This window comes from Albibacterium sp. (assembly GCF_035514885.1).
In the GTDB taxonomy this organism is placed as follows: Bacteria; Bacteroidota; Bacteroidia; order Sphingobacteriales; family Sphingobacteriaceae; genus Albibacterium.
Map to the genome: position 1 here is coordinate 333429 of NZ_DATJCH010000024.1, position 14455 is coordinate 347883.

Genomic DNA, 14455 nt, shown 5'->3' on the forward strand with positions numbered 1-14455 from the left:
TTGTATTGTTATTAGCATACATACATGCCAAAAAGAGAAATAGACTTAGTCGTAATCTCCGACGTTCACTTAGGCACCTATGGTTGTCACGCCAAGGAGTTAATTCGCTATCTAAAAAGCATTCAGCCAAAAAAGCTAATCCTTAACGGCGATATTATCGATATCTGGCAATTCAGTAAATCGTATTGGCCCGATTCTCATATGAAAGTGTTGCGAAGAATTATGAAAATGGCATCTGAAGGGACGTCAGTTTACTACATTACCGGAAACCACGATGAAATGCTCCGTAAGTTCGTAGATCTTAAGATGGGTAATTTCCGACTTGTAAATAAACTGATCCTAAACCTGAGAGGCAACAAAGCATGGTTCTTTCACGGCGATATTTTTGATGTTACCATGCAAAACTCGAAGTGGCTCGCCAAGTTAGGTGCTGTAGGCTACGATTCATTAATCCTCATCAACAGTTTTGTTAACTGGTGTCTTACGGCTATCGGTAAAGAAAAAATGAGCTTTTCGCAACGCATCAAAAAGCAGTTTAAGAATGCCGTAAAATTCATTAATGATTTTGAAAATACAGCAGCCGACCTGGCCATCGATAAGGGATATACATATGTAGTTTGCGGTCATATCCATCAGCCGGAAATAAGGGAAATCGAATCTGATAAGGGTAAGGTGCTTTACCTAAATTCAGGCGATTGGGTAGAAAGCCTCACTGCTTTGGAGTATCATAAAGGTCAATGGGATATCTTCAAATATAAACCAGAAGATTTTAAAAATTATCCTTCCGAAAGCGATGATATTTTGGATAATCAGAACCTTAATTCGCTTCTTGATATCAAATCTTTATTAAGCCAGATTAGTTAAAAATCCGAATAAGAAGATAGTAGATGCTGCGAAGCGTTTTAGTAGTTTATTTAGATTTTTTAACAAAAAAAAAGCCGCTCATTGCTGAGCGGCTAAAAAAAAATATTTTATGTTATTTGTATAATGGAAAACGTTCCATCAGTTCGTTTACTTTATCATGGATTTCAGATAGTTTTTCCTCATCCTCAGGATTCATCAAAGCTTCGTCGATTAAGTTAACGATGGTTTGCATTTCGGGTTCTTTTAATCCGCGGGTGGTCACTGCAGCAGTACCTACACGGATTCCAGATGTTGTAAATGGAGACTTATCATCAAAAGGAACCATGTTTTTATTAACCGTAATTCCAGCTTCGCCAAGAACTCTTTCAGCAACCTTTCCGTTGATGTCTTTATTGCGTAAATCGATTAGCATTAGGTGATTGTCAGTTCCTCCGGAAATGATGTTGTATCCTTTGTCAGTAAATGCTTTAGCCATAGCCTGTGCATTGGTTTTAACCTGAAGGATGTATTCCATGTATTCGTCGCTCAAAGCTTCTGCGAAGGCAACTGCTTTTGCAGCGATGGTATGCTCTAACGGACCACCTTGTATTCCCGGGAAAACAGCCATGTCTAACAATGATGACATCATGCGTACTTCTCCTTTTGGAGTTTTTATTCCGAATGGATTTTCGAAGTCTTTTCCTAAAAGAATCAAACCACCTCTTGGTCCGCGAAGGGTTTTATGAGTAGTAGTGGTTACAATATGGCAATGAGGAAGCGGATCTTTTAATAAACCACGGGCAATCATTCCCGCAGGGTGTGAGATATCTGCTAATACTAAAGCTCCAATCTTATCGGCTACTTTGCGGATAAATTCATAATCCCAATCTCTTGAATAAGCCGATGCGCCACAAATAATTAATTTAGGTTTTTCGCGCAATGCTACTTTCTCTAATTCTTCATATTCAATTAATCCGGTATCTTTATTTACACCGTAGAAATAAGGATCGTATAATTTACCTGATGAGTTTACAGAAGAACCATGCGTTAAATGTCCACCATGTGAAAGATCAAAACCTAATATTTTGTCGCCTGGTTTTAAAACAGCTAAGAAAACAGCTGCATTTGCCTGCGCTCCAGAGTGTGGTTGTACGTTTGCCCATTCTGCGTTGAATAGTTGTTTAGCGCGTTCTATAGCGATGGTTTCAATCTCATCTACAATTTCGCAGCCACCATAATAGCGTTTTCCCGGAAGTCCTTCTGCATATTTATTCGTCAATACAGAGCCAGCCGCTTCCATAACTTGCTTGCTTACAAAGTTTTCGGAAGCAATAAGTTCTAAGCCTTCCTCTTGGCGGTCTAATTCTTCCTCAATTAGATCAAATATTAAGGTATCTCTTTTCATGTTTTTTTGATGTCATTCAGATAAACGGCAAAGATATTAAAAATGAATGTTTTAATCAGGATAATAATTACAAAATCATTTAAAATTCTACGTTTCTTAAACAGTATGGTTATATTTTTCGATCCTGAAATTGTTATAACCACTATTGATTTGAATGTTGATGAGTTGTTGTTGCAGCATTTCCAAGATTGCCAGGAAATTATAAACAAATTGCACCTTATCTTTTGAGTTTTTCAGGATGGTTTGAAAATCCAGTTGTTCATTTACTTCTAATAAGGAAGCAATTACCTTTCTTTGTTCTTCAATGGTATAAGGGTATTGTTCTATTCGGTGCTTAATTTCCTGCGTACGATTGGTATGATTTTTTATCGCTTTATCATAAACTTGCATGAGTTTATAGAGGTCGAAAGATTCGAGTTCTTCGTTGTATTCATTGCTTTGAGCAGCTAAATTGAGATCGTATGCAATATTTCTGCGTTTCTCAAGTAGACTACGATCTGCTTCTAAAAGGCGTAATTCTTCACAGGCAACTTTGAATTGCTTGTATGCTATTAGTTTTTGTATTAAATCTTCCTTTAAGTCTATTTCATTTTCCTCGTCATCCAGGCGGATACTCGGAAGTAAAGACTTGGCTTTGATTCGCATAAGGGTGGCAGCTACGAAAATAAATTCGCTGGCTATTTCCATATTCAAGGCTGCCATTTGTTGAATATAGAGTAAAAAATCTTGTGTTATTTTGGCAATCGGGACATCCATAATGTCCAATTCATCCCGTTCAATGAAGAATAGCAGTAAATCAAATGGTCCCTCAAACTGAGGCAGATTTATTTCAAAATTGCTAGTACTCATAACCTCTTGGGATGCTTTTTATAAAAGTATTGAAAACTTCACAAGTTATTTATTAATTTGGAACCTTCGAAATTAAATTATAATCATTTATTATGTTCAAAATCCAATTTATACTGCTGTACGCTTTTATAACTTTTTTTAGTTTCTGGTTAAACCTGGAACGTCCTGTTGTTTCCGAGGGGCTGAAAGTACAAAACACCGATACCTTAAAAGGTGTTGCCTGGCCAGATGAATTTAATCTTACTATGTTTTCTGGTTCGGATCTCACACCCAGCCCTGCTTGTCTCGCAGTAGCAGCCACAGGAGAGGTATTTGTTGGTGTTGATAAAATGGGTTCTTTAGGTAAGACACCCGGTAATGGAAGTATTGTCAGACTTGTGGATAGTGATCATGATGGGAAGGTCGATTCACATACTGAGTTTGTGAAGGTTAATAATCCGCGTGGAATTATCGCAATGGGCGATCAGGTATTTGTTCTTCATGCTATTTTCTCTGAAGATACTGGAAAAGCCACTGGAATGAACCTGGTAGTTTTTGAAGACAAGGATCATGATGGAGTAGCAGATGGTCCGTCCAAACCATTGATCGAAAACATCAGTTCCACTAAATTTATAGTAGACCGAGGTGTTGATCATGCAACAAATGGTATCAGAATGGGTATCGATGGTTGGATTTACGTTACTATTGGTGATTTCGGTTTTCATAATGCTGTTGACCGGGAAGGCACTAAGCTGACCATGCAGGGTGGTGGTATTGTGCGTGTCAGACCTGATGGAACAGAAATGGAAATATATACCCATGGTACGCGCAATATTTATGACGTAGCTATTGACCCCTATATGAATATTTTTACACGCGATAACACCAATGATGGTGGTGGCTGGAATATTCGTTTTAGCCATCAAATTCAATCGGGAGAGTACGGTTATCCGCTTTTATTTAAAAATTTTACAGAAGAAATCCTTCCTGGCTTGGTTGATCTTGGTGGTGGATCTGGAACCGGTTCTTTATTCATGGATGAACCTACTTGGCCTGCAAAATATAACCAGGTTCCGATGATGGCTGATTGGGGAAACAGCAAGCTTTATATCCATCGTGTGACTCCGGATGGAGCGAGTTTTACACAAGCAGAGGAGGAATTTATAAAGTTACCACAAATTACAGATTTGGATGTTGATGGCTCAGGTACTTTGTATCTATCAGCTTGGGATGGTGCTGGTTATTCTGGAAGTCCGGATAAAGGCTATGTTGTGCGTGTAGTACCTAAAGACTGGAAGTACAAAGCTTTTCCGGATATTAGAAAATCATCGGTAAAAGAATTGACCGCCTTGTTGAAGTCAGCGAGTAGCGTTGCTCGCTTAAATGCTCAGCAAGAGTTACTAAATCGTTTTCCTAAAGAAGCAAAAAAGATTGCTTGGGATATTGCTGTTGATAAAAGCCTGCCATTATACAGTCGTGTAGCAGGTATTTTTACCTATACACAAGCAGCAGGAGAGAGTGGCACAAATAATCTACTTAAACTAGTATCTGATAAAGATGTAAAAGAGTTTGCACTTCGCGCTCTTGCTGATCGCAAAACGGCTAGTGAGAAGGTGCCTATCAATCCTTTTATTGAAGCATTAGCAGATCAGTCGCCACGAGTTCAAGCAGCGGCGATTGTAGGTTTAGGCCGTTTAGGTCGTCCGGAAGCAATCAGTCATCTTTTAGGAATTGAGGTTCCTGCCTCATTTGTTGCTCCTCCGAAAAACATGGAAGGCCCGCATGCAACGCCAAACTCTGAGATTATCCCGGCCCATTTAGCTGTGCAGGCATTAGTAAAACTGAATGCTGTTGAAGCATGTGTTGCAGCTATTGGTACTGAGAATTCTACAATTGCATTATGGGCTTTGCGTTATATGCACGATCCGAAAGCTGTTGACGGTTTGATAGCTGCTTATGAAAAGACGAATGATGAAGGGTTGAAAAAGCAAATTATTACTACGCTTGCACGTTTGGATAAGAAGGAAGCTCCTTATGAAGGTTTAACTTGGTGGAATACAAGACCAGATGGACACGGTCCTTACTATAAAGCAATTGATTGGGAATCAACTCCAAAAATTAATCAGTTCCTTATTTCAGAAAGAAACAAGAGCCAAGGTTCTGAGAAAGAGTTTTATGCTGATTTGAATGCTAAATTTCAGTTGGGTATCAGCGAGTTTGGTGGCGGAGAGGAGCGTTTAGCCGGAAATAAGGATGAAGTTATCGTTGATTTGGAATCAATAAAAAACAAGAAAGGCCAGATTGGAGAAACCTCTATTGAGAATGTGTTGCTTGCTATTCAGGATATAAAAGGTGATCCGACGAAGGGTACGGCTATTTTTATGCAACAGGGATGTGTTGCTTGTCATAGTATTAATAAAGGTGATCCATTGAAAGGACCATTTATGGGTCAGATAGGTTCCATCATGAACCGTGAGCAGATTGCTGAATCGATCCTTAAGCCAAATGCTTCTATTTCTCAAGGTTTTGCGACTGTATTGATTGTTACAAAATCGAACGACAGTTATATGGGTTTTGTTACTTCAGAAAGTGCTAACACGATTGTTTTAAGAGATATCACCGGACATGTTTCAACAATAAAAACTTCGGATATTGCTTCGCGGGAAGAAATGGAAATGTCTATGATGCCAAGTGGTTTAGCAAACTCATTATCGATTGAAGAATTCGCTTCGCTGGTTACTTATTTATCAGAACAGAAATAAATCAAGGTTGATAATCTGTGCCCGGTATATTATTTAATAGCAGAACCTTTGTATTAAGCTCGGGGAAGGCTAGTCAAAATAGGATGTTTTAAATATTATACCGTAATTTGTACAAGTTTTGAAGAGGACCTTATTGGATATGGATTTTGAACCGGGAGAGTTATTAAAGCACATTAATAGCCCCGCTGACATAAAGAAGCTTAAAGAATCTGACTTAGAGCAGCTAAGCAAGGAGTTGCGTCAATATATAATTGATGTAGTATCCGTGTATGGCGGTCATTTTGGAGCGAGCTTAGGCGTGGTTGAATTAACAGTAGCTTTACATTATGTACTTAAAACACCCTACGATCAACTAGTTTGGGATGTCGGTCATCAAGCCTATGGACATAAGATTCTTACCGGTAGGCGCGATTCTTTTTATACCAATAGAACTCATCATGGCATTAGTGGTTTTCCGAGACGTTCTGAGAGCGAATATGATACCTTTGGGGTAGGACATTCCTCTACTTCTATATCTGCAGCTTTGGGTATGGCGGTTGCTTCTGTTTACAAGGGTGAAACCGACCGTCAGCATGTAGCTGTCATTGGTGATGGTGCGATGACTGCCGGTATGGCTTTTGAGGCATTGAACCATGGAGGTATTGCTAATTCAAATTTATTAGTGATATTAAATGATAATTGCATGTCGATTGACCCTAATGTTGGGGCATTGAAAGAATATTTGACACAGATATCCACTTCGAGGTCATATAATCGTTTCCGGGATGATATTGGGTATGTGTTGGGAAAGATATCTGAACTAGGGCCAGATGCTTTGGGAACAGTTAAGAAGATTGAGAAGAGCATTAAAGGTACTTTGCTTAAAAACAGCAATCTTTTTGAGGCCTTGAAGTTTCGTTATTTTGGACCCGTTGACGGGCATGACGTGAAGCGCTTGGTGAAAACGCTTGAAGATTTGAAGACCATTCCGGGTCCTAAATTATTACATGTAATTACTACGAAAGGCAAAGGTTATGCTTTAGCCGAGAAGGATCAAACCAAGTGGCATGCACCGGGTTTGTTTGATAAAATAACGGGCGAGATTAAAAAATCTAGTTCGACTACTCCTACTCCACCTAAATATCAGGATGTTTTTGGACTTACTTTGGTGGAATTAGCAGAAAAGAATAAAAAAATAATGGGTATTACCCCAGCGATGCCATCAGGCTCTTCATTAAATATTATGATGAAGGCTATGCCTGACCGGGCTTTTGATGTGGGTATTGCTGAACAGCATGCCGTTACTTTTTCAGCCGGTTTGGCTACACAAGATCTGATTCCATTTTGCACGATCTATTCTAGTTTTATGCAAAGAGCATACGATCAGGTGATTCACGACGTGGCTCTGCAAAATCTGAATGTGGTTTTTTGTTTAGATCGCGCCGGTGTGGTAGGTGCTGATGGTGCAACGCATCATGGGGCTTATGATTTGGCATTTATGCGTTGTATTCCAAATATGGTAGTTTCTGCACCGATGAATGAAGAGGAGCTGCGGAATCTGATGTTTACTGCACAGCAGGATAATATGGGGCCATTTGCTATTCGCTATCCGCGTGGAAAAGGTGTAATGGTAGACTGGCGCAGGCCGATGAAAGCTATTGAGGTCGGGAAGGGAAGAAAGATTTGTGATGGGGAAGATCTTGCCATTCTTACTATCGGACATATTGGTAATGAAGCTGTCAAAGCTTGTCGGATAGTGAATGAACAAGGAATATATCCTGCTCATTATGACTTGCGATTTGTTAAGCCGCTGGATGAGCAATTGCTCCATGAAGTGTTTAAAAAGTTTAAGAAGATTATTACCGTTGAAGATGGTACAATAGAGGGAGGAATGGGCAGTGCTGTACTGGAGTTTATGGCTGACCATAATTATTCAAGTCAGATTGTCCGTTTAGGAATTCCTAATATAATAGTAGAGCATGGTGAGCAGCATGAGCTGTGGGCAGAGAGTGGGTATGACGCTGACTCCATTGTGACGGAAATTAAGCGTTTAGCAGTTAGCAGAAAGACTAACACATTGGCTGGTTAGCTCTTCAAGATAAGATATACAAAATTTATATGCTCAGAACACATACATGCGGTGAATTATCGCTTGCCGATTTAGGAAAAGAAGTAAAACTTTGTGGTTGGGTTCAAAAATCACGTGATCTTGGAGGGATGACCTTCATAGATATGCGTGACCGTTTTGGGATTACACAATTAACATTTAATTCAGATGATGATCCTGCTTTACGGGCAAATGCACGTGAGCTGGGTCGCGAATATGTTATACAGGTTTCGGGTACGGTTATAGAAAGAGCGAGTAAAAACCTGAAAATGGCTACGGGTGAAATAGAAATTAAGGTTTCGCAGCTTGATGTTTTAAATTCAGCTAAACTACCTCCTTTCTTAATTGAAGATGAAACGGATGGTGGAGAAGATATTCGCTTGAAGTATCGATACCTTGATTTACGTCGTAATCCTGTTCGTAATAACTTGATTCTTCGCCATACAATGGCTCAAGAGATCCGTAAGTATTTAGATACTGAGAATTTTATAGAAGTAGAAACACCGGTTTTAATTAAATCGACTCCCGAAGGTGCAAGAGATTTCGTGGTTCCAAGCCGCATGAATCCGGGTGAGTTCTACGCATTGCCTCAATCGCCGCAAACTTTTAAGCAGTTATTGATGATATCCGGCTTTGATCGTTATTTCCAGATTGTAAAGTGTTTCCGTGATGAAGATTTACGTGCCGACAGGCAGCCGGAGTTTACTCAGATTGACTGTGAGTTAACGTTTGTTGAACAGGAAGATATTCTGAATATCTTTGAAGGCTTGGTAAGGCATTTATTTAAGAATATCAAGGGAGTTATTTTAAATGATTTTCCGAGAATGAATTATGCAGATGCTATGCGCTTGTATGGATCTGATAAGCCGGATATTCGTTTTGATATGAAGTTTGTTGAAATTAACGAACTTGTTCAGAAAAAGGGTTTCTCTGTTTTTGACAAAGCTGAATTGGTTGTTGCAATTAATGCTCAAGATTGTGCTGTTTATACAAGAAAGCAATTGGATGAGCTTACTGACTTTGTGAAAAAGCCACAGATAGGCGCGACAGGATTGGTTTACATCCGTTATAATGTGGATGGCACCTTAAAGTCATCGGTTGATAAGTTCTATACGGAAGATCAGTTAAAAGCAATCGCCGATAAAATGGATTCTAAGCCTGGTGATTTGATTTTGATAATGGCTGGTTCGGTTGATAAAACCCGCAAGCAGCTAAGTGAATTGCGTTTAGAGATTGCGGACCGAAAAGGCCTGAAAAATAAAGAGACTTTTGCACCGCTATGGGTAACGGATTTTCCATTACTTGAATGGGATGAAGAGTCTAATCGCTATCATGCTATGCACCATCCTTTTACGGCTCCAAAGCCAGAGGATATGGCTAAGTTAGATACCGAACCTTTAAGTGTTCGGGCGAATGCCTACGATATGGTTATTAATGGAAGTGAAGTTGGAGGTGGATCTATCCGTATCTTTAATCAGGATGTACAGGCTAAGATGTTTGACCTATTAGGTTTTACTCCTGAAGAAGCAAAGAAACAATTTGGTTTCTTAATGGATGCCTTTACATACGGAGCCCCGCCACATGGTGGAATTGCTTTAGGTTTCGATCGTTTGGTTTCCATATTTGCAGGATTAGATTCCATTCGAGATGTTATTGCTTTTCCTAAAAATAATGCAGGCAGGGATGTAATGATTGATTCACCCTCTTCAATTGATGAGAAGCAGTTGACCGAATTATCTATTCAGATTAAAAAGAAAGATTAATTAGAAGGGTAGATCATCCTCTTCATCTTGATTTTCTTTAAAATTAACAGGGTTCTCATTTTCGAATGCGCCAGGTGTGCCGGTAGATTCAAAATCACTCTTACGTCCTAACATGGTGAAGTTATCGGCTACAATCTCGGTTGTATAACGTTTTACGTTTTCTTTATCTTCATAGGATCGCGTACGTATCTTACCCTCGATATATACTAATTTTCCTTTGTGAAGAAACTTCTCAGCTATTTCAGCTAGGCCGCGCCACATCACGATGTTGTGCCATTCGGTTTGTTCGATTCTTTTTCCGTCCTTATTATAGGTTTCTGAAGTTGCAAGCGGAAAGCTTGCTACGGTTACGTTATTATCCAAGTGGCGAACTTCCGGATCTTTACCTAGGTGCCCTACTAATATAACTTTGTTAATTCCCGACATATCAAATTAATTAAAATACACATCCATAAAAGAAAACATAAGCTTTGACTTAGCTAATTTATCTAAATCTTTTATCAATACATAATCCCAATCTTTATTTTTGAATACATTCTCCTTGATATTGGTAATTTCAAAAAAGCGTGCGTAGATATTCTGATGGCTTAAAATGTGTTTTGTAATTGCACTGCTGTAAATAATTTCTGCTTGTTTTCCGAAAAGTTTAATAAACTCCTCCGAAAGTTTTAATTCTTCGTCGCTCAAGAGAAAGGTACTTTCTATAAGAGGCAATTCAAACAATCCTTCCCAGATATCTCCTTTCTGTCTTCTCTGCATTAGAATCTTTTCCTCTTTTCGTAGTACGAAGTAATTGAAATAACGGTTTCTACTTTTCCCTGCTTTGATTTTTATCGGTAGTTTGTTAACAAGGTTATTTTGATAGGCAAAACAGGATTGTTGTAGCGGGCAAGTTTCGCAATCCGGGTTTTGGGGCTTGCATTGTAATGCACCGAATTCCATCATCGCCTGGTTGTGGATACCGGGGTTTTCTTTGTCAAGTACATCCTGAGCTAGAATGTTGAAGTCTTTTTTACCTTTGGTCGAGTTTATAGGTTCTTCGATTCCGAAGTGTCTGGCCAATACGCGGCTTACATTGCCATCGACTACTGCCTTGGGTTCATTTATTGAGAAAGATGCAATTGCTGAAGCTGTATATTCGCCGATACCCGGTAGCTTAATTAATACCTGGTAGCGGGATGGAAAAATGCCACCATGCTCTTGCATAATTAGTTTTGCAGCTTTTAGCATATTTCTAGCACGAGAGTAATAACCAAGACCTTGCCAATGGCGTAGTATTTCTTCTTCAGGTGCTGAAGCGAAGGATTCTATATTGGGATAATGTTCTACGAATTTATAAAAATAGGGCATGCCTTGATTAACACGTGTTTGCTGTAAGATGATCTCGGATAGCCAGATTATATAAGGATCATGAGTTTCCCGCCAGGGAAGCTTGCGTTGATTTTTATAATACCATTGAATTATTTGTCGAGAGAAATACATTTTGCAAGATTCGTAAATAAAATTAAAATAGCCTTAAATTTTTATTTTTAAACTTTGTGAATATCTTACATTAATAGAGATCTTTATCTAATATTTAGATTAGTTTTGCTTAACTATTGGTTAATAGCATGTTTGAGGAAAATATTTGTCTATAATGATTTTGTTTAATCATTATAAAAGGATACTTTTGCGTCCCAATTCGTTTAAAGAAGCATATAATAAAAGCATATATAATAAATTAAATTAAAACATGACTAAAGCAGATATTATCACGGAGATATCCAACAAGACTGGATTAGAGAAGACGGATGTACAGGCTACTGTAGAAGCATTCTTCAAAGTGGTGAAGAACTCCATGATTGAGGGTGAGAATGTGTACGTTAGAGGATTTGGGAGTTTCGTTGTAAAGAAAAGAGCTCAGAAGACAGCTCGTAACATTTCTAAGAATACCGCAATTATTATTCCGGAGCACTTCGTTCCAAGTTTCAAACCTGCTAAAGTTTTCGTAGAAAAAGTTAAAGCGGGCAATAAGGCTAAATAACAAACAATGGGATTATGATCAATACAAAACAAATAGTTGTGATTGCAGGAGTTGTGGTCCTTATGGGCTTCATCTTGTTGCAGCCAGTAAAAAGTTTGACAAAGGAGGAGCCCGTTGCTACTGAAGGAGCCGCGGCCACTACTGTTACTGATCAATTTTCCCTGGAATCGGTTTCTCAGATTGCAAAACAAAGCCTTAGTGCTAATTTAGCAAAAGAGATTACTGATTTAGAAGCTCAATTGAATGCTGCATCTGATGCAGACAAATTACCTTTATATAAAGAATTAGCTCAACATTGGCTTGATGTAAATCAACCTATGCCTGTAGCATTTATATATGAAGAGATCGCTCAACAAGAACCAAGTCTTGAGAATTGGGTAAAGACAGGCGATCTATTTACAGATTCTTACCAACATTTGAGTGATACGGTTATGGCTCCTGCTTTTACGGAACGTGCTAAGAAAGCATATGAGGAGGCATTGGCAATTGATGATAAGAATCTGGATGCAAGGACTGGCCTGGGAACAGCTTTGGTAAATGGTCCGGCTCCAATGGCAGGTATTACTATGTTGTTGGATGTGGTTAAAGAAGATCCTGAAAACTTAAATGCAAATTATAATCTGGGATTATTTTCAATGAAATCCAGACAGTTTGATAAAGCAGTTGAACGTTTTAATACAGTGCTTGAACAAACTCCTAATAATGCTGAAGTTTGGTTCTATTTGGCCACAAGTTATGAAAATATTGGCTTGAAAGCAGATGCAATAAAAGCTTTCCAGAAGAGCAAAGAGCTTGCTGCAGACCCAAGCCTAACTCAATTTATTGACCGTAAGGTTGAAGAGTTGAGCAAGTAATTAATAAAAATTAAAAAACATTTAAAAAAACTATTATGCCAAGCGGAAAAAAAAGAAAGAGACATAAAATGTCAACTCACAAACGCAAGAAACGTTTAAGAAAAAACAGACACAAGAAAAAATAGATTTTTAGATTGAATAAGGGCTGCCTGTAACCGGAAAATGGTTACAGGCTGTCATATTTCAGAACTATTTATTTGTTTCTAAGAGTTTGTTCTCTTAGAATGTGTTCGTTTATAAAGTCTTATGGTTTCATTGAAAGTTGCCATATGCTATTTATTGTATTAGTATAATTATGTATTAGTATTTGCAACTTTCTAATACACTAGCTGTTGGTAAAGGAATTAATTATCGATTCAACTCCTGATTCGGGAGTTACAATCGCCTTGCTTCAAGACAAACAGCTTGTTGAGCTTAATACCGAACAAGTAAATAATAATTACGCTGTAGGCGATATCTATCTGGGCAGGATAAAGAAGATTATGCCTGGGCTGAATGCCGCTTTTGTGGATGTTGGCTATTCTAAAGATGCATTTTTGCATTATTTAGATCTGGGTCCACAGGTAGAAACACTCATCAAGTTAACAAAGATGGTGAAGAATGGTAGTTTCAAAGATAAACTGCTATCAACCATTAATCTTGAAAAGGATATAAATAAATCAGGGAAGATATCTGAGATTTTGTCTCGGAATATGCTATTACCTGTTCAAATTGCAAAGGAGCCCATTTCTACAAAGGGTCCTCGTTTAAGTGCAGATCTATCGATTGCCGGCCGTTTTGTCGTGTTGGTTCCCTTTTCAGAGGTTGTATCAATCTCAAAGAAAATAAAGTCTAATACAGAGCGTAATCGACTGAAGAGAATCGTTGAGGGAATTAAACCACCTAATTTTGGTGTGATTATTCGTACTGTCTCTGAAGGTAAGGGCGTTGCTGAATTAGAGAAGGATATTTTAGATCTTGTTGATAAGTGGGAAAAATTCACAAAGCGACTTCAAGTTGCGGAACCTCGCAATAAAGTGCTGGGAGAGATGGATCGTACATCGACCATTTTACGTGATATTTTAACCGATGAGTTCTCTCATATCCATATTAATGATTCTCTGATTTTTGAGGAGACACGTTCTTATATTCAAGGAATTTCTCCTGATTTAGAGAAAATCGTAAAGTTTTATAAGCATAAAGAACCTATTTTTGAGCATTTTGGTGTTGAGAAGCAGATAAAATCTGCATTTGGAAAGACTGTTAATTTGCCTGGAGGTGCTTATCTGGTTATTGAGCATACGGAAGCTCTTCATGTTATTGATGTAAATAGCGGTAACCGGACAGCCAACAAGGAGAACCAAGAAGAGAATGCGTTTTTAGTTAATAAAGAGGCTGCAAAAGAAATAGCTCGTCAGTTACGTTTACGTGATATGGGAGGTATTGTTGTAATTGACTTTATAGATATGCATAAGGCTCCAAATCGTAAGGAGCTGTTTGAGTTTCTTAAGGAGTGCATGAAAGATGATCGTGCTAAGCATACTATTTTGCCTCCAAGTAAATTTGGACTTGTTCAGATTACTCGTCAGCGTGTGCGTCCCGAGATGAATATCATTACCAGCGAGAAATGTCCAACATGTGATGGAACGGGAGAAATACGTGCAAGTATTGTTTTAATGGATGATATAGAAAGTAATTTAAACTATATCTTAAATGAACAAAACGAGAAAGATATCACTTTAAACGTTCATCCATATATTGATGCTTATATCAAAAAAGGATTGATATCGCAAAGAATGAAATGGCTTTTCAAATACGGAAAGTGGATCAAAGTAAAAAGTGTTGCTTCTTATAATTTGACAGAGTTTCATTTCCAGAATAAGAAGGAAGAAGAGATTAAACTTTAAGAGAT

General features: G+C 38.3%; 11 protein-coding genes. 7 read left to right on the top strand and 4 right to left on the bottom strand.

Annotated features, from left to right (window positions below; genetic code table 11):
- Positions 1-24 precede the first annotated feature (24 nt).
- Positions 25-864, top strand: a complete 840-nt coding sequence (locus tag VL047_RS12605) for a UDP-2,3-diacylglucosamine diphosphatase (RefSeq protein WP_325361079.1) — start codon at positions 25-27, stop codon at positions 862-864.
- 112 nt (positions 865-976) lie between these two features.
- On the opposite strand, the gene glyA is transcribed toward VL047_RS12605, so the two are convergent.
- Both glyA and VL047_RS12615 read right to left on the bottom strand, forming a co-directional pair.
- On the bottom strand, positions 977-2248 hold the full coding sequence (glyA, locus tag VL047_RS12610; RefSeq protein WP_325361081.1) for a serine hydroxymethyltransferase: 1272 nt from the start codon (positions 2246-2248) through the stop codon (positions 977-979).
- Positions 2249-2344: 96 nt separating this feature from the next.
- Positions 2345-3097: a segregation and condensation protein A gene (locus VL047_RS12615; RefSeq protein WP_325361082.1), complete on the bottom strand. Its 753-nt coding sequence runs from the start codon at positions 3095-3097 to the stop codon at positions 2345-2347.
- A gap of 92 nt (positions 3098-3189) precedes the next feature.
- On the opposite strand from VL047_RS12615, the gene VL047_RS12620 reads away from it, so the two are divergent.
- The 3 genes from VL047_RS12620 to aspS all read left to right on the top strand — a co-directional run bounded on the left by VL047_RS12620 (position 3190) and on the right by aspS (position 9687).
- Entirely contained in the window at positions 3190-5838 is a 2649-nt protein-coding gene (locus VL047_RS12620; protein ID WP_325361084.1) for a DUF7133 domain-containing protein, read from the top strand.
- A gap of 139 nt (positions 5839-5977) precedes the next feature.
- Positions 5978-7906, top strand: coding sequence for a 1-deoxy-D-xylulose-5-phosphate synthase (dxs, locus tag VL047_RS12625; RefSeq protein WP_325361086.1), 1929 nt, complete (start codon positions 5978-5980; stop codon positions 7904-7906).
- A 29-nt stretch (positions 7907-7935) separates the two neighbouring features.
- The gene (gene aspS / locus VL047_RS12630) at positions 7936-9687 is read left to right on the top strand and encodes an aspartate--tRNA ligase (RefSeq protein ID WP_325361087.1); all 1752 of its coding nucleotides are present in this window, start codon (positions 7936-7938) and stop codon (positions 9685-9687) included.
- Here the strand turns inward: aspS and VL047_RS12635 are convergent, their stop codons facing one another.
- Both VL047_RS12635 and mutY read right to left on the bottom strand, forming a co-directional pair.
- Complete coding sequence (locus tag VL047_RS12635; RefSeq protein WP_325361089.1) at positions 9688-10113, bottom strand: single-stranded DNA-binding protein; 426 nt, start codon at positions 10111-10113, stop codon at positions 9688-9690.
- Positions 10114-10119: 6 nt separating this feature from the next.
- Positions 10120-11169, bottom strand: a complete 1050-nt coding sequence (mutY, locus tag VL047_RS12640) for an A/G-specific adenine glycosylase (RefSeq protein WP_325361091.1) — start codon at positions 11167-11169, stop codon at positions 10120-10122.
- 250 nt (positions 11170-11419) lie between these two features.
- Between mutY and VL047_RS12645 the strand changes: the two genes are divergently transcribed.
- From VL047_RS12645 to VL047_RS12655, 3 genes are all read left to right on the top strand, one after another.
- Entirely contained in the window at positions 11420-11710 is a 291-nt protein-coding gene (locus VL047_RS12645) for an HU family DNA-binding protein (protein WP_325361092.1), read from the top strand.
- Positions 11711-11724: 14 nt separating this feature from the next.
- Entirely contained in the window at positions 11725-12564 is an 840-nt protein-coding gene (locus VL047_RS12650) for a tetratricopeptide repeat protein (RefSeq protein ID WP_325361094.1), read from the top strand.
- 332 nt (positions 12565-12896) lie between these two features.
- Positions 12897-14450: an Rne/Rng family ribonuclease gene (locus VL047_RS12655; protein ID WP_325361096.1), complete on the top strand. Its 1554-nt coding sequence runs from the start codon at positions 12897-12899 to the stop codon at positions 14448-14450.
- Positions 14451-14455: the final 5 nt, after the last annotated feature.